Source organism: Acidobacteriota bacterium (assembly GCA_026393755.1).
GTDB lineage: Bacteria > Acidobacteriota > Vicinamibacteria > Vicinamibacterales > JAKQTR01 > JBAXOX01.
Map to the genome: position 1 here is coordinate 176,689 of JAPKZO010000028.1, position 21,869 is coordinate 198,557.

Below are 21,869 nucleotides of genomic sequence, written 5' to 3' on the forward strand. Positions count from 1 at the left end.
AGGATTATAGACTGGCGCCGTTCGCGGTGGAGGGAACGAACGGACTCAGAACCGCCGCCAGCTGAACGAATTCATCATCCACGGGCCGACCGTCATGGATCCGGTCTGGAGACGCCGGTCGTAGTGAATCTGAGAATGGCCCGCTGAACTCACCTTCTTCCCGATCACCGCGCCGTACCACTCGGAGTTGGCGCTGGTGTCTTGTATGGTGGCATTGGGCGCATAGATGAGCCCCGTGTTCTTCGCGCCGCCGGCCATCTTGATGGTCCCCGTGCCAGCATACGTCAGCTGGAAATTGGCCGGATCAAAGCCGGCGGCGGTGGTCAACGACCCGCCAGTCATGTTGATTGGGGTGGCGCTGAGCCCGCTCGCGGGATTCCCCGCCGTCGAATAGCCCGCCACGTTCAGAATCACCGGCCCGGTGAGAATCTCCAGGATGCCACCGGCGTTCATCGTCAGTGTGTTGATGTTGTACGTGCCGGCGCTTAGCTGCAGCTTGCCTTTGATGGTGATGTCCCCATAAGAACCACCACCCGTCTTGCTGACAGTCGCGCCGTTATTGACCGTGAAGTTGCCGGTCGGCGCCGGATTCGGAACATCAGGCGTCGGGTAGGTCACGTTTTGCGCCAGCTCGATCAGGCCCGCAGACGGCGCGGGCGACCCGGACAAGGTGAGGGCCGTCACGGTGCCCTGCGTGCAGGATCCGACGCCGGTGCGAGGCGTAGATAAGCTGCCATTGATGATGGTCGGGGCTCCGTTCTCGTCGAGGTTGCCGTTGGTGCCGACGTTGCCGCCCGATTCCGAGATCACCGGCTCTCCCCCGACCAGCGCCGCGCTGGAATCATAGCTGTCGGTATTCGCACCGCCCGACCACGACAGCGCCGCGCACCCCGGGTCGGTCGCAAACGCCGCGTAATTGAACATCGGCTGGATCTGCCGTTCGACGATGGCCGAAACATCGACCCGCGCCGGTTTCCCTCCAGCAATCGAGCCTTCCCCGACGATCTGCCATGTCTGGACAGTCACCGGCGTCGCCGATCCATAGACCACGACCTGGCGCATGGAGAGCAGCGTGGCGCGCGCGTCATAGACCAGCGGGTATCCGCTCGTCAGCGTCCCGTGCGCGTTGGTGGTGAATGCGTCCTTGATGGACTGGACCGGGTAATTGGAGGCCCCGTTCGATCGCAGCTGAACCGGTTGCCCGTTGTATTCCACAGGCGATTTCGTGATGTTGTAGTTGCTCAACGGGTCGGCCGGGGTGCCGGGCGCCGAGGAGGAGTAGCTGGTGCTGTAGAGGAAGAAGTTCGCCGCCCTGTGGATCCCCGATTCGGCCCCGTAGCGCGCGTCGGACATGAGCCGGTAGTTCTGGCTCGCCCAGGTCTCGGTCTGAGACACGAAGATGAGCGATGCACCCAGAACTGAGAGGACCCCCATCAGGATCAACACCATGATGAGCGCCACGCCCTTTTCGTCAGCCAGTCTCATATCGGCCTTCCCTCGGCTCACCCGGTATTGACATCCCCAACGCCGCCCTCGCCGCAGCCCGCCATTCGATCCGCGCCGCACCCGGGACGTTCCGGGCCTTGAAACAGGTCTAGTGCGGAGGCGCCAGCAGATTCGTGACGGTCGCCGGCATCGGCTGGATGCGGTTGGTCGAGCCCATGCTCGCCAGTTGCCAGGCCTCGAACACGTTTCTCGGCGCCACGTTGAGGAGCGCCTTCGTCTCGGTTTGAAACTGTCTCGTGATGCGGTCCACGAACTGCGTCTGCGTCGTCAGCGTAATCGCGACGTTGATCACGTACGCCTCTCCATTCACGACCTTCTGCTCGTAGGTGAAGCACGGCGTGTTGCCGGGATTCGAAAGCAGGTTGGTCAGCAGGATCTGCCCGGCGTTCGGCGCTGCCTTGCTGGCCGCGGAATACGACATCGTGTTGCGGTAGAGGAAGCCGGGGACGGCTTCCGTGCCCGTGGCGCACACGTACTCGACGTACACCATGTTGCCGTCGCCGTTGACGTCGCCATAGAGCTTCAGCACGCCGCCGGTCGACCCGTTGGTCATCGTCGTCGGGACCACGCCGCTGGCGAAGCCGCCCCGCACCGTCACCGCCGACCCGGAGTTGTGCGGCAACGCGAAGGTCGCCGTGAAACTCGTGGCCGAATCGACCGCCGTCACCGTCACCGTCTCTTCGCTCTGGCCGGCATCGATCACCAGCTGTTCGCCCACGAACATGTTGGTGGTCGAGGTGACGTTGACCGTCTGCGATCCGCCTGTGGTGGTGGCCGAGCTTGTCGTCAGACCGGGCGCCAGCGACACGCGACCCGCCTGCCCGACCTCCTGCTGCAGCAGCTCCGTCGCGCTTCGGACCGCGCCGTGCATGTTCGCCCGGTTCCACACCAGACTCTGCGTCTGCGAAAACTGAATCATGCTCGTCATCACGACGCTCATCACCGTCAGAAGCACCGCCAGCGCCACGAGTGTTTCGAGCAGGGTAAATCCCTGATCCGCTGATGCGAACCGCAACCGGATCGATGGGCGAACGGATCCAACTCTCATAGGTCGTCCGGGCTCAGAACGGAAGGCTCTTCAACGCCACAAGAGTGGCCTGCGGTGTCCGGCCGTGGCCGAATCCTCTCGCAACAATCGTGGTCACCGCCACCTGCTTGATGTTGGTGAACGGGCTGGTGATCTGCCAGACGCGCTTGTAGAACCAGCCGGCGGGCGCAGCGGTCCCGACCGACGGCACGAGATTGCCGGCCAGGTCGAGGTAGTCAACGTAGCTGGCCGCCGGGGCGTTGGGATCGGAGCTCCCGCCCACGGCCAGCCCGGTGCCTCCAGTGGTCGCCGACGGGAAGACGCGGGTGTCGGTGACCGCATCGTTGTAGGCCAGCGACAGCAACTGTTCCATCTTGTCCTGCGAGTACTCGGTGGTGCGCGCGGCCAGGTGGCCTTCGTTCTCGGTCCGCGCGATCGCGAGCACGCCGAGCGGAAGGATCCCCAGCGAAAGGACCAGCAGGATACTCAGCGCGATCACGACCTCGAGCAGACTGAGCCCGGCCTCCGATCGCAGGCGTGCCTTGTGCCCGGCATCCAACGTATGCCCCACCGTCATGCCCTTCCTCACTGTCGCTGCCACGAGGTCACCTGGACGGGAGTTCGCCACTGCTGAGTCATGCCCGTGGCGGATACCGTCGTCCCGTACACCGCTGAGCCGTCGGTCAAGTAGACCGCGTCGTCACCGGTTGGCGCGCCCGTCGCGTCGATGGGAACGCCACGCGAATTGAACACGACGCAACTGCTGCTATCCACCGTGCCCGATGCGGTGTCGACACCGTTGAGACACGCCGCGGCCTGGCCGATGGCGCCCTGCGTACTGGGCGGAGGCGCATCGGCGGAACCGACGCTGAAGCTGATGAGCCGAGGCAACTGCTCGGTGCCTCCGTCCACAGTCCAGAGGCTCGTCGTGGAGTTCCACGTCTCGAGACGATAGGTCTTGTTGGCCAGGTCGATGAACACGCGCGCCTGCGTGAAAGAAGCGGCCGCCCGCATCTTGGCCAGCGCAATCTGGTACGCAATCGCATGCGCCTGCCCGGACAATTTGTAGCTGTCCACCGCCGCGCCGCCCACCGGCATGACAATCGCGGCCAGAATGCCGAAGATCGCCAGGACGATCAGGATCTCGAGCATCGAGAAACCCCTGTTGTGGCGGTCACGGAGCCGTCCAGGTCGATGGTCCATGTTGATGCTCAATCCCCCCGCAAGATCCACACTAGACGTATCGGCCGATCTCGGCGGCAAATTAGCCGGACGGGTCCACAGGCTCACCCGATTCTCGATCTTTACATGCAGGATTCAGACCATACACCGGGGGCGCGGCGAGGGTTGTGAATTTCGCGGAACGTGTTGAAAAACGGCCGTTTAGGCCGTGCCGCCAACCCGGCGGGGGCGGCCAGGCAACCGACGGACTGACAGTCTTTGGCGCGCGCCGACACGATTCGTAGAATCGCGCGGTCTTTCAGGCAAAAAGAGGCAGCACAAAAGGCGGCGTCAACTGCCGAATTTTTCGATGATGCCTTTCTTGTCGAGCCCCAGAATCCCGTGTTTCGCGCCCACTTTCTTGAACGACTCCAGCGCGCGCGCCAGCATGGGAATGTCGTGATCCGCAGACAATTGGGTGCGAATCCTGGCCTGGCCGGCCGGCACCACCGGAAAGAAGAACCCGACCACGTAGATGCCCTCGAAGTAGAGATCGCGCGCGACATCCTGGGCGAGTTTCGCGTTGAAGAGCATCACCGGCACAATCGGGCTGTCGCCTTCCTTGATGACGAATCCAGCCTCTTTCAGGCCCTTTCGCCAGAATTTCGCGTTCGCCTCGAGCCTGTCGCGGCGCTCGGTGCTGGCGCTGAGCAACTCGAGCACTTTGATGGTCGAAGCCGCGATCGGCGGCGGCACGGCATTGCTGAACAGATACGGCCGCGCGCGCTGGCGGCACAGTTCGACAATTTCCTTCCGGCCCGACACGCAGCCGCCACTCGCTCCGCCGAGCGCCTTGCCGAGCGTGGTCGTCAGAATGTCGATCTTGCCCATCACGCCGAAATGCTCGTGCACGCCGCGCCCGGTCTTGCCGATGAAGCCGCTGGCGTGGCTGTCGTCGAGAAATACCAGCGCGTCGTACTGCTCGGCCAGCCGGCAGATCTCATCCATCGGCGCCAGATCGCCGTCCATGCTGAAGACGCCATCCGTGATGATGACGCGCACGCGCTTGTCCTGGTGTTCCTGCAGCTTCTGCTCCAGATGCGCCATGTCGCAGTGCTTGTAGGTGTCGTGCATCGCCTTGCACAGGCGGATGCCGTCGACGATGCTCGCGTGGACCAGACGGTCCGAGATCATCACGTCGTCTGGCCCGAGAATCGCCTCGAACACGCCGGCGTTGGCATCGAGACAGCTGGCAAACAGGATCGTGTCTTCGGTGCCGAGGAACTCCGTCAGCTTGTTCTCCAGGATCCGGTGCAGGTCCTGGGTGCCGCAGATGAACCGCACGCTCGACATGCCGTAGCCGCGCTCGTCGAGCGCTTTGTGCGCCGCGGCCACCACGTCCGGATGGCTCGACAGCCCGAGATAATTGTTCGCGCAGAGATTGATGACGTCGCGCAGCTCTGCGCCGCGCGGAAACTCGACCTTGATGTGCGCGGACTGCGGAGAATGGATCGCGCGCTCTTCCTTGAACAGGCCCTTCTCGCGAATCCCCGCCAGCTCACCCTGGAATGCATCCTTGACAGCAGCCGGGTACGCCATCTCAAGCTCCCTTCTTCGCCAGATGCTTGTTTACCAGCGCGAGAATGCTCGTCACTGTGTCGAACGCCTCCGGAGACGCCTCGGCATCGGGGATGCTGATAACAAACTTCTTCTCCAGAAACCGCTTCAGGCTCACCATGCTGAAGCTGTCGACGATGCCGCCGGAGATCAGGGGCGTGTTCTCGTTGAGATCGATATCGTCGGCCTCGTCTTCGTCGAGGTATTCATTCCTGATGTAGTCCAGAATCATGTCTTTCACGGCAAGCTCCCTTCACACCCGTTGTACCTTCTCGCGCGCCCGTGGGCGCCATAGCCAGACGAAGCGCGAAGCGCGAAGCCGTGGCGACGGCGGCCAGGCTAATCGTCATCCATCGTACTGATATCGCCGATCGGTTGTCCAAGTTCTTTCGCCTTCAGCACGCGCCGCAGGATCTTCCCGCTGCGCGTCTTCGGCACCTTCTCGACAAACTCTATCTCCTGCGGCATCGCCAGCGGCGACAACTTTTTCCGCACATAGTTCATGATGTCGAGCTCGAGATCCGCGTTCGGCGAGAACCCCGGCCGCAGCGCCACGAATGCCTTCACCACCTCCATGTTGACCGGGTCGGGCTTGCCAATGGCCGCCGACTCGGCGACGGCCGGATGCTCCAGCAGCGCGCTCTCGATTTCGAACGGTCCCACCAGGTGGCCACCGGTGTTGATCACATCATCATCGCGGCCGCAGAACCAGAAATACCCGTCCTTGTCGACGCTGGCCTGGTCGCCGCAGATGTACCAGCCGTTCAGGAACTTGCCGTAGTAGGTGGCGGTGTTGTTCCAGTACGTCCGCATCAGGCTCGGCCAGGGCGGCCGGATGGCAATCAGGCCGACGCGCCCTGGTTCGGTGATGGGCTCGCCCGTCTTCGGCTCCACCACCGCTGCGGTCAGCGCCGGGAACGGCCGCCCCATGCTCCCTGGCTTCACCGGCATGCCGGGCAGGTTCGTCACGACAATGGAGCCCGTTTCGGTCTGCCAGAACGTGTCGTGAAACCACAGCCCGAACGCCTCGTGGCCCCAGCGCACGGCCTCGGGATTGAGCGGCTCGCCCACGCTGCACATGTGCCGAAGACTCGTGAGATCGTGGCCGCGGACCGGCTCCAGTCCGTCTCTCATCAGCATGCGGATGGCGGTCGGTGCGGTGTACCACACCGTCACATGATGCCGTTCGATCGTCGCGTACCAGCGATCGCTCGAGAACCCCGCATCGAGCACCACCTGCGTGGCGCCCATCACCCATGGCCCGATGATGCCGTAACTGGTGCCCGTCACCCATCCGGGGTCCGCCGTGCACCAGTAGATGTCGTCGTCTTTGACGTCGAGCACGAGCTTGGTCGTCAGATACTGCGCGAACACGCTGCCGTGCACGTGCATCGCGCCCTTGGGCGCGCCGGTCGTGCCGCTCGTGTAGTGCAGCACGCTCGGGGTCTCGGCATACGTGGGAGCGATCGCGAAGGCGTCGGCCCGATGGTCCGTCATCCGGTAGGCGATCTCGCCGTCTCTCAGCTGGCGCCCGTCTTCGTCGTGATCGATGACGATGATCGTCTTCAGGTCGGGCAGCCGGTCCTTGGCTTTGCGGACCTTGCCGACGTGCCGCTTCTGCGTGATGATCGCGGTCGCCCGGCTGTCCTGCATCCGGGCGATAAGCGCATCTTCACCAAACGCCGAAAAGAGTGGCTCGGCAACGGCGCCGGTCTTGAGCACGCCGAGAAACCCGATGTAGAGCTCGGGAACCTTGTCGAGAAACAGGCAGACGCGGTCGAGTTGACGAATAGACACCGTGGCGCGCAGGAAGTGGGCCCACCCATTGGATAACTGCTGCACGTCACTGAATGTGAACTGCCGGAGCGTTCCGTCGTGACTCTCGTGAACGAGCGCCAGCTTCCCGCCGCGGCCCGCTTCGACGTGGCGATCGGCCGCGAGGTAACCAATGTTCACCTGGCCGCCCTCGGTGCAGCCGAGCTCCCGGCGGGCAACATCCCACGTCGTCTCGCGACGCAACTGCTCGTAATCAACGGTCATCGGTCATGCTCCTTCGCATCTCGTCACGCCGCAACGACGGGGTTGCGGCGCTTGGCTAGTCACAGCCGCGAATCATGGGATATCCGCCGCGTCTCGCAGTGTCTCGGGGGGACTGACCGGTCGGGGGAAACACGGAGGAAGAACAGCAAAAGTGTACCACAGAAAATCGAGGGATAATACGTCACGGTGACGCGTCTGGTCGTGCTGATGTTCGTCGCGGCGTTGGTCGTCGTCCAGACTGCGGGCGCCGCGCCGCAGAAGACCGCGCCGCCCCGGAACGGCGTCGCATCGCTCCTGCTCAAACTCGAACAGACCATCGCCGCAGGCCTGCCCGACGCGTACTTCGATCTGCTGTCCGAACGGGCGATTCCCCTCCGGGCCGCGCAGGCAGCGCAATCGCTGATTGATTCGGATATCACCCGCGCGGTGGTCCGCGAACGGGATCGCGCGCCGCTGGACGGCACGCTGCCAGGCGACGGCTACCGACTCATGATCGAGATCCTGACCGAGCGCGGGATCCGGGCGCGCATCACGACCTGGCAGCTGGATGTCCGGCGCACGGCTGGCACGACGGCTGAGGGGGAATGGCGAATCAGTGATCAGAACGCGTTGACCGCGCTCGATGGCCTGTTTCGGCTCGCGCTCAATCCCGTGAAGCAGTACCGGGTGCGCAATCTCTCTCTCCGGTCGGACGATCTCAGCATCGATCTGGCCGACGGCCGCATGTTCGTCGCCGAGGCCACCGGGGGCCCGACCGCCGTCGTCCTGATGCCGTCGCGCGGCGGGAAGTTCGTCTTCAAGCCAACGCCCGCAACCGAGCGCGGCCAGGTCAGGATCTACTGCGGATCCGACGTCTTGCAGGATCAATACACCACCGTCTTCGTGCGCGTCCACCCCGACGATTTCGACACGTGGTTCCCGGCAGCCACGCTGTCGGCCGAACCGGTCGATCAGGGGCTCTTTGGGCGCGCCGCGGCCGTCTTCCGCGAAGATGTGACCAAGTCGTTCGGCCTGGACCTGGCGGACTTGAGCCGCGACGCCTGGTCGTCCGGGCCGCAACGTGGCGATCTGCTGGCCGAAATCCACACGAAGCAGTTCCGGACGCTGACCTACACCAAGGTGTTGGGCGAGCCCGAAGACATCTCGCTGTTCGATCGCGCGCGCCGGCGGAATATCAGCGTCTATCCGTCGGCATCCCGCGAAGCGTCGCAGGGCCGGTTCTTTAACGAGGACGCGCACGCGCCATTTGCGGTGGAGAGTACGGACCTGAACCTGACGATCGATCCGGATCGGTACTGGCTCGAAGGCGTGGCCCGCATCCGGCTGCGCGTCAAGGATCCGGCGCTCAACAGGCTGACGCTCCGGCTGGCAGAATCACTCGCCATCACCGGGATCTACAGCCCGGAATTTGGGCGCCTCCTGTCGCTCCGCGTTCGCAACCAGGCCAGCGCCATGATCTCTCTGCCCGCCATTGCCGCCAGCGGCACGGAGATCACCCTGCTGGTGGGCTATTCCGGACGGCTTGTTCCGCCGCCGCCCGATCACGAAGGCATCGGCCCGCAGTTTCCCCAGGACCCGGCCGGAGTGGTAGACGAGGTCCGCTTCACCGGCGAGCCGAGCGCGCTGTACTCAATCAACAGCGCGTGGTACCCGCAGGGCGCCGTCGCGTCGTACGGATCGGCCCGCATGAAATTGACCGTGCCGGAACGGTTTCAGGTCCTGGCCAGCGGCAGCCTCGTGCCGGGATTCCCGAAGGCCGCCCCTGCCATCAACGGGAAGATCCCCGCCATCCAGTACGAGTTCGACACGACGCAACCAGTCCGGTATCTGGCCTGCGTCATCAGCCGCTTTGAACGCGTCGGCACGACGACAATCCCGACCACCTACGAGGGTGCGGGTGATGTCGGCGGCGTCTCGCTGAGCCTCGAGGCCAATCCGCGCCAGGTCACGAAGGGACGCGAGATGCTGCCAATCGCCGAGCGCGTGTTCCGGCACTACACGTCCATCATCGGCGACGCGCCCTATCAGAGTCTGACCGTCGGCCTGATCGAAGGCGAAACGCCCGGCGGCCACAGCCCCGCGTATCTGTCCCTGCTGAATCAGCCGCTGCCAGCCTCGACGTTCAACTGGAGCCACGACCCCGCGGCGTTCCCCAACTTTCCGGAGTTCTTCGTCGCCCACGAACTGGCGCATCAGTGGTGGGGCCAGGCGGTCGGATGGCGCAGCTATCACGAACGCTGGATCAGTGAAGGATTCGCGCAGTACTTCGCGGCGTTGTACGCGCGCCAGGTCCGCGGCGACGAGGCATTTGACGACCTGATTCGCCAGATGGCCCGATGGGGCCGAGACAAGACCGAGGATGGACCCATCTCGCTCGGCTATCGGCTGGGGCACATCCGCGGAGACTCGCAGATCTTCCGCGCCATCGCCTACAACAAGTCGGCCGTCGTGCTCGACATGCTGCGCCGGCGTCTGGGCGACGAGATGTTCTTCCGCGGACTCCGGCGATTCTACAAGGACTGGCGTTTCCGCAAGGCGGGAACCGACAACGTGCAGCAGGCCTTCGAGGCGGAAAGCGGGCAATCGCTCGAGCAGTTCTTCGAGCAGTGGATCCACGGAACAGGCGTACCCGTACTGAAACCGTCCTGGCAGCAGGACCCGGAAGCCTCCAGCCCGACCGTCGTCGTGCGGCTGGAACAGATCGGCGTTACGTACGAATACCCGGTGACGGTGACGGTGCGTTACACAACCGGCCCGGCCGAAGATGCGCTCGTTTCGATCGTCGACCGCGTCACGGAGCTCCGCCTGCCCCTCAAGGGCCGGCTGCGCGACGTCGTTGTCAACCGGGACGGCCTCACGATCGTCGACATCGCCCGGCGGTAGGCGCCCGGCCAAACCCTTGTTATGATGGCACGCATGGATACCGTCACCCTGCGCATCGATGGGCGCGAGATTACAACCGAGAAGGGCAAGACCATTCTTCATGCCGCCCTCGACAACGGCATTTCGATCCCCTACTACTGCTACCACCCCGGTCTCGGGGTCGACGGCTCCTGCCGCGTCTGCATCGTCAAGGTCGAGAAGATGCCGAAGCTGCAGACGTCCTGCTCGACTGTCTGCACCGATGGCATGGTGGTCGAGACGCGCAGCCGCGAGGTGATCGAGGCGCGCGCGAGCGTGTTCGAGTTCCTGCTCATCAACCACCCCCTTGATTGCCCCGTGTGCGACAAGGGCGGCGAGTGCCCGCTGCAGGATTACTCGTACACGTTCGGCACGGCCGGCAGCCGGATGGAGTTCCCGCGCCGCACGTTCGACGGCGAGGGCGTGAAGGCCGACGTCGATTTCGGCCCGACGCTGATGTTGAACCGCAATCGCTGCATCCTGTGCACGCGCTGCGTGCGCTTCATGCGCGAGGTCGGCGGCGAGGCGCAGATCGGAATCGTCGATCGCGGCAACAGGAGCCAGATTTCGACGTTTCAGGAACGCGGCGTGCACTCGCTCGTCTCGGGCAACCTGATGGACGTGTGCCCCGTGGGGGCCATCACGACGCGCGACTACCGCTTCAAGTCGCGGCCGTGGGACAACCCGGTGGCGGTCGACACGACGTGCACACTCTGCGCAAAGGGCTGCAACACCACCGCGTGGATCAAGGCCAAGCCCGAGTGGGCGAAGGGCGCCCGGCTGATTCGGATCACACCACGGTACAACGCCGACGTAAACGGCTACTGGATGTGCGATATCGGTCGCTTCCAGTATCACTGGGTCGAACGCGACGCGCGGCTGACGGCGCCCCTGGCGCGCCACGGCTCGGGCGCGCAGACCGCCGCCACCTGGCCCGATGCCCTTGCCCGCCTCGCCGAGATCGTCAGGCCGGTGCTGCAGACCAATCCGTCAGCGTTCCGTGTTCTGGTGTCGGCGCATGCATCGCACGAAGAGCTGTTCCTCGTGCGCCAGATCGTACGGCAGACACAGGGACCGGATGCCGAGCGGCGGGTTGATGTGAGCTGGACCACGTCGGAAAAAGCGCAGCCCGCCGCGGCGAAGTTCAAAGTGCCGGCCGTCGACGCGCCCAACATCGCCGGCGCCCGCGTCTTCGGATTCAATCTGCCGGCAGGCGGATCGGATCGCGCTGATCTGTCGGCGTTGCGCGGCGCGGTTGAATCGGGCGACGTCAAGGCGCTGTTTGTGCTCGATCCCGGGCCCGACGGCAGCGCTGGCGATGTCTCCTGGATAGTCGATGCCCGATCGTCAGGCAAACTGGCGCACCTCATCGTGCAGGGCCCCGTGCAGACGGCGCTGGCGGCGGCCGCTGACGTGGTGCTGCCTGGCGCCGCCTGGACGGAAAAGGACGCGACCTACACCAACGACGGCGGCCGTCTGCAGGCCACCTCGCGCGTGATGAACGCGCCCGGTGAGGCGCGCGAAGACTGGCTGGCGCTGACCGAGGTCGCCGGGGCACTTGGCCTGCCGCTGACGTACGCGGATGCGGCGGCCGTGCGCGCCGCGATCGCCGAGGAGATGGGTGGCCTTCCGGGGATCGCCGGCATCGCCGACGTCGGTTTCGCCAGACCGCAGACCGCGCGCATGAGGATGCACGCGTCGAATCCGTCCGAGCGCTGCAAGTGGGATCAGTTGTTCCAGGACCTGCCGCCGGTCAAAGGCGAGCCGCACGTGGTGAGAGCGGAATTGATTGGGAAATAGTCAGTAGCTGACTACTTTCTGTCTCAGGTGTCCGAATGGATAACGTCACCCTCTTCGCCGCCTTCGCCGCCGGCCTGCTGTCGTTTGTCTCGCCGTGCGTGCTGCCGCTCATCCCGGGCTACCTGTCGTTTGTCTCGGGGGTGTCGCTCGAAGAAATGCGCGGCGGAGACGACACTCAGGGCACCGCGCGCGCCCGCGGCAAGGTGCTGTTGTCGTCGCTCGGCTTCATCTGCGGATTCACGCTGGTCTTCGTGTCCCTCGGTGCGTCGGCGAGCGCGGTCGGCGAATTCCTGATGACGCGCCTCAGCATTCTCGGCAAGGTGGCGGGAGCCGTCATCATCGTGTTCGGCCTGCACATGATGGGCGTGCTGAAGATCAGCTGGCTCTACAACGAGAAGCGCGTGCAGGCCCGGAAGAAGCCGACGGGCCCCCTTGGCGCAGTGGTGGTCGGCATTGCGTTCGCCTTCGGATGGACCCCCTGTATCGGGCCCATCCTGGCCGCCATCCTGGCCATCGCCGCCAGCAAAGACACGGTGTGGCAGGGAATCGAACTGCTGCTGGCGTACTCGCTTGGTCTCGGGATTCCGTTTCTGATCACCTCGCTCGCCATCAACCAGTTCTTCGCGGTCTTCGCGCGCATCCGCAGGCACTATCACGCGATCGAGGTCGCGTCGGGCGTCCTGCTCGTGGCGGTCGGCGTCCTGATGATCACCAACCGCCTCACCGTGATCGCCCAGTACCTGTCGTCGTACCTGCCGACGTTCTGATATGCCGTGTGTCCGGGGGACCGCGCCAGGGTCTATCGGAGCCGCCCGGGCCGGTTGAGGGGGACTTGATGAGGAACCAGACCGTTCGCGTTCTCTTGGTCGCAATCGCCGTCGCGGCGCTGGCTGCAGCGGGCTATCAGGCGTGGAGCCTGGACCAGCAGGCGCGGGCCGATCGGGCGTCCATCACCGAATTTGAGACGCGGGTGCGCGGGTTGTCGCAGTCGCTTGCCGAGATCGGCGCGACCCAGCGGGGATACGTGGCCGAAGGCCAGAACAGCGAGCGATGGCAGACGCAGTTGACCCAGATGATGGCGGACGCCGTGTCGAAGTTGACGGATCTTCGGACCGCGGCCGGGACACCCGAGGCACAGGGCGCGCTCGAGGCCGCCATTGAGACGATGGCGTCGTTTGGCAAGGCCGACCAGAAGGCCCGCAACTATGTCAGTTCAGGCCAGGGTCTCTCGGCGTCGGACGTCATTTTCGCCGATGGTCATGACCTGCTGAACAAGGCCATCGCCTCCGTCGAGGAAGCGCGCCTCCACGAGACCGCCAGGCACGAGGCGGCCGCGGCCACAGCGCGGCGGACGCAGATGTTCTATGTCGGCGGCGCTCTCGGGTTGACGCTCGTGATCCTGATTGCGCTGGTACCCACCCCGAAGACCCAGGACGGCCGCGATCCGATGACCGGCGCCGAGTCGGGCTCTGGCCTCGGTCTGTCGCATCCGTCAAGCGGGGTCGCTGGCAAAGAGGCGACCAGGACGCCCGCCGCAACGTCAGCCTGGCCGGCGGGTCAGGATCGCGCGAATAACCTGGCGGCGGCTGCCGACATCTGCGCGTCGCTGGCCCGCGTCCAGAGCACGCGGGAGTTGCCGGCACTGCTGGAGCGCGTGGCCGGCGCGCTCGATGCGACCGGTGTCATCATCTGGATGCCGAACGGGCCGCCCGGGCTCCTGCACCCTGTCCTCGCGCACGGATATGCCTCGGCCACGCTGGCGCGCATGGGTGCAATCGGATCCGATGCCGACAACGCGACGGCCACGGCCTACCGGACCCGAACCGTGCAGACGATGCCCGCCGAGCCGCTGTCGGGAGGGGCCCTGGTCGTACCGCTGGTCACCGCCGAGGGATGCACGGGCGCGATGGCCATCGAGTTGAAGAAGAATGTCGAGCCGACCGACGCCGTCCGCGCCGTCGCCACGATCCTGGCGGCGCAGCTGGCGACGCTCATCACACCGGCGCCCTCCGCGAATGCTCCGCCCGCGGGATCGCACAGTTCTTGACGTGGGGAACAACATTTCACCGGTCCTCGATCCCGGCACGATCACCGAGTTGCGTCGGGCGAGAGACGAATGCCGCACGCCGCTGCTCATCAGGCAACTCGTCGAGATCTACCGATCGAACGCTCCGAAGCGGATCGAACAGCTCAGGAGCGCGATTGCGGGCGGCGATGCCCGGATGCTCGCGGTGGGGGCTCACACGCTGAAGACCAATTGCGCGATGTTGGGAGCGGCCGGAATGGCCGCCATGTGCGCGACACTCGAGGAGTTCGGCGACCACGGCACGCTTGATGATGCGGCCGCCGTGCTCACGCAGGTGGAATCCGAGTTCGAGCGGGTTCTTGCGGCGCTGGCGCAGCTCCTGACAGAAGAACCCGAATAAGCTCTTTCCTACGCCGGCTTTCCCCGCACCACGACCCGTGACCTGGCCCCTGTCGCCTTCTCGAGGGTCGCCTTCACGCTCAACGTCTTCTTGTCGCGCGAGAGGCCAACAGTCACCTCGCCCTCTTTGTCTCGCAACTGCGCCACCAGCACGCTGGCATCGGTCACGGGCTTGTCATTCACCGTCGTGATCACATCCCCGGCTTTGATGCCCGCTTTGGCAGCCGGGCTGTCTGCGCGCACCGTCGAGACAAGAACGCCGTCCTTGACGCCGAAATAGGCTGCCAGCTCGGGAGTCAGTTCCTGAACCGTCACGCCAAGACGCCCCCGGGCTGCGAGCGCCCCGCCGAATGGGCCCTCGAACGTGAAGACGCCTTCTGATGGCATCCCGGGACCAGGCGTCCCTGTCGTCCCACCAGGCTGGCGCTCCATCCTGAACTGACGCATCAGCGGCGCGACCTGGGCCAGGTTGCGTTCGGCCTGCGCCTTGTCGCGGTCGGCCTGCGCGAGCCCGCGCCGGGCCTCCGCCAGCCCCCGTTCGACTTCGCTCCGGATGCGATCGCGATCAATCGTGATGTTGGCAAGGGGGCCTTCCCCGCCAGTCAGAGTGGCCTCGAGATCGGTGCGCTTCCCGTCGCGCGTCACGCTGAGCTTCAACGCTCGGCCAGCGGCCGATTCGTTGACCAGGCGAGTGAACTGGCGCGTGCTGCGAACCGCTTCGCCATCGAACTGGATGATGACATCGCCCGCCTTCAGCCCGGCCTTGGCCGCAGCCGAGTCGTTCGTCACCTCTTCGATCACGACGCCGGCCGGCCCCGACAGTTTCATCTTGCTCACATCGGCCGTCTCGACATCGCGAACCGAGACGCCGAGACGTGGTCCGCCCAGCGTATAGACGTTCCCGGTCTGGGCGACCCAGTTCTGGCGCTGAGCCGCCCCGGTTCGCCCATCGACCATCACAATCATCTTTTCCAGCTTCTCGAGCTTCTGCGGTTGCTGCACCGCCTTGTCGTCCTGCTGAGCCGCGATCGCCGGCGCCCACGCCGCCGCCGCTGCCGCCAGGGCGAGAATCATCACCGTCAGTCCGATTGCACGAGATAAACGCATAACCCCCTCCAAAACGAAGTGTGTCAACTACACAAGCTCAGACGTGCAGCCCGCCTGCTTGGTTGGCAGTTGAACATTGACCCCGCATCGCGAAAGCGCCGATACTCACAGGGAAGCGTTCCGGACCGGCGGGCGAGGCGGGCCTCGAGCCAGCCTGATTTCCGGCGGTCGAGGCCGTAACGCGTTGATTATATTGGTGTTAACTATGAAACTCCTGCTTGCGGAAGACGAACCGGACGTGCAGCTGATCGCCCGCCTCTCGCTCAAGCGTGCGGGATTCGAGGTCGTCACGGTCAACAACGGTCTCGAGGTGCTCGAGCGCGTGGGCGCCGAAGCGCCCGATGCCATCCTGCTCGACTGGATGATGCCCGACATGGATGGCTTCGAAACCTGCAAGCGGCTCAAAGCCGATCCGGCCACCAAGGCGATCCCCGTGATCTTCCTGACGGCCAAAGTGCAGGAATCTGAAGTCGCCAAGGCGCTCGCGCTTGGCGCTGCCGGGTGCGTCGGCAAGCCGTTCGACGCGCTGACGCTCGGTCAGCAGGTGCTGACGATTCTCGGAAAACAGCTCGGGTAATTGACTGTGAGCCTGCGCGGGCGCATCTTCGCGGTGATCGGCCTCATGGTGGTCGCGGCCTTCCTTCAGGCCGGGGCCGTCATGTGGTTCGAAGCCTCGCGCAATTCCAGCGACAGGACGATCCTGCGCGCCGGGCAGCGGTTCGATCACCAGTCCCGCATGAACCGCGTCGTCGTGGAACTGGAGAACGAGCAGCGGTCCTACCTGCTGACGGGACTGCCGGCGTTCCGTGCGAACTTCGACCGCCGGTGGAGCGAGTACGTCAACCTCCCGACGCTGCTGCTTGCGCTGGTTGACGAGGAAAAGGACAAGCGGTCGCTGGCCGATCTCGACCGGCAGCTCCAGCAGTGGTATCGGATGGTCACAGACCTGATGGACCGCCGCGATCGGCTGACCGATCTGCCAGAGGTGCTGCGGGATCAGACCGCTCCGCCCATCCGGCAGATCCTGAACTCGCTCGATGCGCATCAGCGGCACGATTTCGTGTTCCTCAGCGACCAGATCAGGAACGCATCGCAATCGAGTTTCGACAACGCGCTCTTCACGCTGGCGCTGCCGGCTGTCGATATCATCATGCTGCTCGTGCTGGTCGCCGTGCTGGCGCGCATCCTGCTGGATCCGCTGGCCGCGATGGCCGAATCGGCGCGCCAGATCTCGGGCGGCAACTTCGATGTCCGGCTGCCGCCGCCTGCCAAGCGTGACGAGATCGGAACGCTCGTCGGGGCGTTTCGCGACATGAGCGCCGCTGTCCAGCGCCGGCAGCACGACCTGACCAACGCGCTCACACGGGAGCGCGAGATCTCTCAGATGTACGCCGCGCTCCGCGTCAACGCGGAGCAGGAATCGGCACGGCTCCAGGCCACGATCGCGACGGTGCCGGCGGCACTGGTCATCCTGGAGGCGCCCGGCGGGCGCGTGGTCCTTCAGAACGCGGCCGCCGACATGCTCATCGGCCGCGAACCCGACACCGAGCACGATCGACAGCTGTACTGGGAGAGCTTCCACGCCACGTACCGGGACGGCGGAGCCTGCCCGGTGGATGAATGGGGACCCCGTCGCGCGCTGCGCGGAGACGTGGTGGTCGGTCAGGAATTGATCGTCAAGCCGCAGGACGGCAGAGTCGTTCCCATGCTGGTCAGCGCGGCGCCGCTGCGCAACGACCTGGGCGTGATCACCGGCGCCGTCGCCGCGTTCCAGGACATCACAAGTCTCTATGAGGTCGACCGGCTCAAGAACGAGTTCGTGTCCGTTGTCTCGCACGAGTTGCGCACGCCGCTCACGTCGATCAAGGGCTCGCTGCAGCTGTTGAGGTCCGATGTGCCCGGGCTCGATCCGGACCATCTCATCCTGATGGATGTGGCCCTGGCAAACACGGATCGGCTCGTGCGCATCATCAACGACATCCTCGACATTTCGAAGATCGAGGCGGGAAAGCTCGAACTCAACCCGCGGCCGTACGACGCCCGCGAACTGGTGACGCACTCCATCGAGAGCGTCGGCCAGATTGCCAGAGGGTCGTCGGTGACGCTCACGCCCATCATTCCGCCCGATCTCCCGAAGGTCAACGCCGACCCGGACCGCACGATCCAGGCCATCGTCAACCTCCTGTCGAACGCACTCAAGTACGCGCCCGCCCGGTCAGAAGTGACGCTGGAAGTGAGGCCAGACCCGCCCGGGTTCGTGACCTTCGCCATCACCGACCGGGGACGCGGCATTGCGGCCGACAAACTTGGCCAGCTCTTTCAGAAGTTCCAGCAGATCGATGGGGCCAACACGCGCAGGTTCCACGGAACAGGCCTGGGCCTGGCCATCACCAAGGCGCTCGTCGAGATTCAGGGCGGATCGGTCGGGGTCACCAGCGAGACAGGAGTCGGATCGACGTTCTGGATCACGATTCCCGTCGCCAGGCCGACGATGGGAAAAACACTCCCGGAGTAATTGTCCCCACGACGCACCGATAATTACTCCGGGAGTGCTTTTCCACGGCGCCGCGAGCGGGGTTTCGGGCGCCGGACAGGCAGCTTGATCGAGAACAGCCCACCCTGCTCGTTCGAGGTGAAAACGAGCGACCCCCCGTGCAGCTTCACGATTCTCCGGGCAATGGCGAGGCCGAGCCCCGTGGGCCTGGCCGGCTCCGCGCCGCGCCGCGCCACCACGCTGAACGGCTCGAAGATGCGCGCGGCCGCATCGGCGGGAATCGCCGTGCCACCATCCGACACCGACACCACGATGCTTGCGCCGGCCCTCTTGGCGCGATCGACACGGACCTGCAGAGCGGCCTTCTTCGGCGACACGCTCAGCGCATACGACAGCACGCGGACGACCGCCGCTCGGACCAATGCCGGATTGACACTTGCCTCGGCCGGCGTGGCCTGAACATCCAGCAGGATGCCGCGCTCCTCGACGAGTGCCTGGACCTGGTCCAGCGCGCGCTGCACCGTGTCAGCGATGTCTGTGGGTTCGCACGGCAACGGCGCCTTCGAATCGCTGAGCCGCCAGTAGTCGGCGGCATCATCCAGCATGGACACCAGCTTGCCGGCGTTGCGCGCGGCAATCGCCGCGAAACTCCGGACCTCCGGCGCGGCGTCCTTGGCCTCCTCGGTCAAGAGGCCGAGCGATCCGCGGAGCGCCGTCAGCGGTGTGCGCAATTCATGGATGAGCATCGACACGAGGGCCTGCTCGCCGGCAATTGCGCCTTTGTCGTCAGTCTTGCTCACAGGTTTCCGATCGGGCGCGATCAATCGCGCCCACGTTCCGGCGGGCACGGCATGCCGTGCCCCTACGCAGACGCTCGGGCGGGCACGAGGCCCGCCCCTACGACGGATTCGTCCGTACTGTCCCGTAGGGGCGCAACACGTTGCGCCCGATTCGAGATCTATATTCCGTACGATCGTCTCAACAACGTCGTCACGCGCTGCTTCAGATCGGCCGGCTGGAACGGCTTGCTCATGTAATCGTCGGTCCCGACCAGATACCCCTTCGATCGGCTCATCTCGTCCGCGCTCGCGGTCAACATGAGAATGGGAATAAAGGCCGTCCGCACGCTCTGCCGCAGTTTCGTGCACGTTTCGAAACCGTCCAGCCGCGGCATCATGACGTCGAGCACGACCAGATCGGGGGGCTGTACCGTGGCCAGTTCAACGGCTTCCTGGCCGTCCACCGCCTGAGCGACATCGACCGGCACCGCCAGGCTCTTCAGCGTGAACGCCACGACCTGCCGGATGTCCTCGTCGTCATCCACCACCAGGACGCGGAGCCGCCGCGCTTCGGGCTCCGACGCCTCACTGGGTGCCCGCGCCGCCACCTCGGCAGCGGGCGTACGATCTCGGGCCGCCGCGGTTGGTGCGCTCACGCGGTGCGCGTCTGACGGCGAGGAGACACGCGCTTCCGGCCGGGCCGCGGCCGTCTGATCCGGCAATGTCGCGTCGCCGATGTCGAAATCAAATGTGCGAACGCCCGGCCAGCTCATCGGATCCGCGCTCGACACACTCGGCGCTCCAGCCGCGGCGCGACCCGGCGTCACAGGCCGCTGTGCCACGCGCCCGTCAGATGAAGCGGCCGACGTGAGCGCCACCGTCACCTCGCCGAGTTCCAACGGCGCGGCCTTCGAGTTGCAGTACGGGCACGCTTTCCACTCGATCTTGAGATCCTGCCCGCAACTCGCACACGTCTTCTTGAGATTGCTCAGGCAGTACGGACACGTGGAAAAGTCAATCTCGATGAGCGCGCCGCAGTACGCGCAGGGCGACTCGGTCTGATCGATCTGCACCACGCGCAGCACTTCATCCGGTGACGTAATCCCCTGCTTCACCTTGTCGAGCGCGTCCTCGCGAAGCAACTTCATGCCGCCCTGACGCGCCGCCGCCCGCAAATCGCTCTCGCTCGCTCGAGCGCCGATCATCTTCCGCACAGCGGTGGTCGGCCGGAAGAACTCGTAGATGCCCACCCGCCCGGCGAAGCCCGTTCCCCCGCAGGAAGCGCATCCCTTGCCCCGGTACACCATGCCGTCGATTGAGGAGAGGCCCACTTTGAGCGACGTCTCGGCGTCCGGCATGTACGGTTCCTTGCACCCGTCGCAGATGCGCCGGACGAGGCGCTGCGCGATCACCAGCGTCAGCGACGTGGCCAGAATGCTCGGTTCGACGCCAAGATCGTAGAGGCGAGGGATCGCCGCCACCGCGCTGTTGGTGTGCAGCGTGCTCAGCACGAGGTGTCCGGTCATCGCCGACTGGAACGCCACTTCAGCCGTTTCCTGATCGCGTGTCTCGCCGACCAGAATCACATCAGGATCCTGACGCAGAATCGACCTCAACGCGTTCGCGAACGACAGGCCGGCCTTCGGATTGATCTGCACCTGGTTGATGCCCGGCAGGTGGTACTCGATCGGATCTTCGACCGTGACGATGTTGACTTCAGTAGACCGGCGCCTGGCCAGCAGCGCGTACAACGTCGTCGTCTTCCCCGATCCGGTCGGCCCGGTGACGAGAATCATGCCCTGGGGCTGTCGGATCACGTCTTCCAGAAGGGTCGACTGGGTGGCGTTCAAGCCCATCCGATCGACCTTGGGCAACACCCCGCCACCAAGGTACCGGAGCACGGCTTTCTCGCCGAAGTGCGTCGGCAGCGTGGACACCCGAATGTCGATCGTGCGCCCCTGGTACTGCACGTTGATGCGTCCGTCCTGCGGCAGCCGCCGTTCGGAGATGTCGAGCTTGGCGAGAATCTTCAGGCGCGAGACCAGCGGGCTGTGCAGCCACTTGGGCACGTGGGTGTAATCGCGCAGCACGCCGTCCACGCGCATCCGCACGTTCACGTCGTGCATGGTCGGCTCGATGTGCGAATCGCTGGCGCCCGCCTTGATCGCATCGTGGACGATGAGATTGCACATCTTGACGACCGGGGCCACGTCGGCCGCCGAGCGGGAATCGACGACCGACACGGCGAGATCCTCGGTCGGATCGTCGGCGCCGATGTGCAGATCGGTCACGTCGGGGACGTTGGCGAGAAAACTCCCGATCCGATCCTCGGCCGCGTAACGCTCCTCGATGCCGTCGAGAATCTCCGTCCGCGTGGCAATCACCGGGCGAACCGACAACCCCGAGGCGAACTCGATGTCCTGGATGGCCAGATAGTCGCCCGGGTCCGCCAACGCCAGCGTGAGCACGCGCCCCTCGACCGACAACGGCAGGCAGCAGTACCGGCGCGCGAGTTTGTCGGGGACATTCTCGATCGCCACCGGATCAACCGCAGACGCGGCCACGCGTATCCGCGGAATCTTCGTGGCCGCCGCAAACAGATCGGCCAGTTGTTCTTCGGTCAGGCGCTCTTCCTGCAGTACCACGTCGATGAGTGACATGTTCTGCTTCCGCGCCTGTTCCAGATCCCGGATCAGCTGAGCCTCGGTCAGCAGGTCTGACTGGCGGAGGAGAGTTTCGAGTTGTTTCGACATCAGTGGGCCGCGAACTGGACAGTTAACATTCTTCGCTCAGTATAGTCCAGCGCAGAGGTCAAGCAACGTCCGCGGTTGAGGACGCCCCACCCCGGGAACCACCTGAAACAGGCGACAATCCGGGTCTCTCGCCCGGCACGACTCTTGAAGCGACGGGGAGCAGGCCGCGTCGGATCAACGGGGTGATTAACAACAGGCAGGCGCTGGCATCACCACCCCGAATGGCAGGGCGATCCGGCGCGGCTCACGCACCTGCCTG

At 65.0% G+C, this 21,869-nt stretch carries 17 protein-coding genes; 7 read left to right on the forward strand and 10 right to left on the reverse strand.

The window, feature by feature from the left end:
* Nucleotides 1–45: 45 nt before the first annotated feature.
* From NTV05_11260 to acsA, 7 genes are all read right to left on the reverse strand, one after another.
* Nucleotides 46–1,485 (reverse strand): pilus assembly PilX N-terminal domain-containing protein, encoded by a 1,440-nt coding sequence (locus NTV05_11260; GenBank protein MCX6544973.1) that lies wholly within the window; start codon nt 1,483–1,485, stop codon nt 46–48.
* A 109-nt stretch (nt 1,486–1,594) separates the two neighbouring features.
* The gene (locus NTV05_11265) at nt 1,595–2,554 is read right to left on the reverse strand and encodes a type II secretion system protein (GenBank protein ID MCX6544974.1); all 960 of its coding nucleotides are present in this window, start codon (nt 2,552–2,554) and stop codon (nt 1,595–1,597) included.
* Between the two features lie 13 nt (nt 2,555–2,567).
* A complete protein-coding gene (locus NTV05_11270) occupies nt 2,568–3,134 on the reverse strand; it encodes a hypothetical protein (protein ID MCX6544975.1) in 567 nt (188 codons plus the stop codon).
* A complete protein-coding gene (locus NTV05_11275; GenBank protein MCX6544976.1) occupies nt 3,119–3,736 on the reverse strand; it encodes a prepilin-type N-terminal cleavage/methylation domain-containing protein in 618 nt (205 codons plus the stop codon). The genes NTV05_11270 and NTV05_11275 overlap by 16 nt, the downstream gene beginning before the upstream one ends.
* 309 nt (nt 3,737–4,045) lie before the next feature.
* Nucleotides 4,046–5,293, reverse strand: a complete 1,248-nt coding sequence (kbl, locus tag NTV05_11280; protein MCX6544977.1) for a glycine C-acetyltransferase — start codon at nt 5,291–5,293, stop codon at nt 4,046–4,048.
* Between the two features lies 1 nt (nt 5,294).
* Complete coding sequence (locus NTV05_11285; protein ID MCX6544978.1) at nt 5,295–5,552, reverse strand: acyl carrier protein; 258 nt, start codon at nt 5,550–5,552, stop codon at nt 5,295–5,297.
* Between the two features lie 98 nt (nt 5,553–5,650).
* Nucleotides 5,651–7,351 (reverse strand): acetate--CoA ligase, encoded by a 1,701-nt coding sequence (acsA, locus tag NTV05_11290; GenBank protein MCX6544979.1) that lies wholly within the window; start codon nt 7,349–7,351, stop codon nt 5,651–5,653.
* A 186-nt stretch (nt 7,352–7,537) separates the two neighbouring features.
* On the opposite strand from acsA, the gene NTV05_11295 reads away from it, so the two are divergent.
* The 5 genes from NTV05_11295 (at nt 7,538) to NTV05_11315 (ending at nt 14,478) form a co-directional block, all read left to right on the forward strand.
* Nucleotides 7,538–10,234: a M1 family aminopeptidase gene (locus NTV05_11295; GenBank protein MCX6544980.1), complete on the forward strand. Its 2,697-nt coding sequence runs from the start codon at nt 7,538–7,540 to the stop codon at nt 10,232–10,234.
* Nucleotides 10,235–10,267: 33 nt separating this feature from the next.
* Complete coding sequence (locus NTV05_11300; protein ID MCX6544981.1) at nt 10,268–12,052, forward strand: molybdopterin-dependent oxidoreductase; 1,785 nt, start codon at nt 10,268–10,270, stop codon at nt 12,050–12,052.
* A gap of 35 nt (nt 12,053–12,087) precedes the next feature.
* Nucleotides 12,088–12,819 (forward strand): cytochrome c biogenesis protein CcdA, encoded by a 732-nt coding sequence (locus NTV05_11305; protein ID MCX6544982.1) that lies wholly within the window; start codon nt 12,088–12,090, stop codon nt 12,817–12,819.
* Nucleotides 12,820–12,887: 68 nt separating this feature from the next.
* Entirely contained in the window at nt 12,888–14,099 is a 1,212-nt protein-coding gene (locus NTV05_11310; protein MCX6544983.1) for a hypothetical protein, read from the forward strand.
* Between the two features lies 1 nt (nt 14,100).
* Nucleotides 14,101–14,478: an Hpt domain-containing protein gene (locus NTV05_11315; protein ID MCX6544984.1), complete on the forward strand. Its 378-nt coding sequence runs from the start codon at nt 14,101–14,103 to the stop codon at nt 14,476–14,478.
* Between the two features lie 8 nt (nt 14,479–14,486).
* On the opposite strand, the gene NTV05_11320 is transcribed toward NTV05_11315, so the two are convergent.
* Nucleotides 14,487–15,584 carry a PDZ domain-containing protein gene (locus NTV05_11320; GenBank protein MCX6544985.1) on the reverse strand — a complete coding sequence of 366 codons (1,098 nt, stop codon included), beginning with the start codon at nt 15,582–15,584 and terminating at the stop codon, nt 14,487–14,489.
* Between the two features lie 205 nt (nt 15,585–15,789).
* Between NTV05_11320 and NTV05_11325 the strand changes: the two genes are divergently transcribed.
* Nucleotides 15,790–16,161 (forward strand): response regulator, encoded by a 372-nt coding sequence (locus NTV05_11325; protein ID MCX6544986.1) that lies wholly within the window; start codon nt 15,790–15,792, stop codon nt 16,159–16,161.
* Between the two features lie 6 nt (nt 16,162–16,167).
* Nucleotides 16,168–18,099, forward strand: a complete 1,932-nt coding sequence (locus NTV05_11330) for an ATP-binding protein (protein ID MCX6544987.1) — start codon at nt 16,168–16,170, stop codon at nt 18,097–18,099.
* Between the two features lie 23 nt (nt 18,100–18,122).
* On the opposite strand, the gene NTV05_11335 is transcribed toward NTV05_11330, so the two are convergent.
* On the reverse strand, nt 18,123–18,878 hold the full coding sequence (locus tag NTV05_11335) for a HAMP domain-containing sensor histidine kinase (GenBank protein ID MCX6544988.1): 756 nt from the start codon (nt 18,876–18,878) through the stop codon (nt 18,123–18,125).
* Nucleotides 18,879–19,036: 158 nt separating this feature from the next.
* On the reverse strand, nt 19,037–21,610 hold the full coding sequence (locus NTV05_11340; protein MCX6544989.1) for an ATPase, T2SS/T4P/T4SS family: 2,574 nt from the start codon (nt 21,608–21,610) through the stop codon (nt 19,037–19,039).
* Between the last annotated feature and the right edge of the window lie 259 nt (nt 21,611–21,869).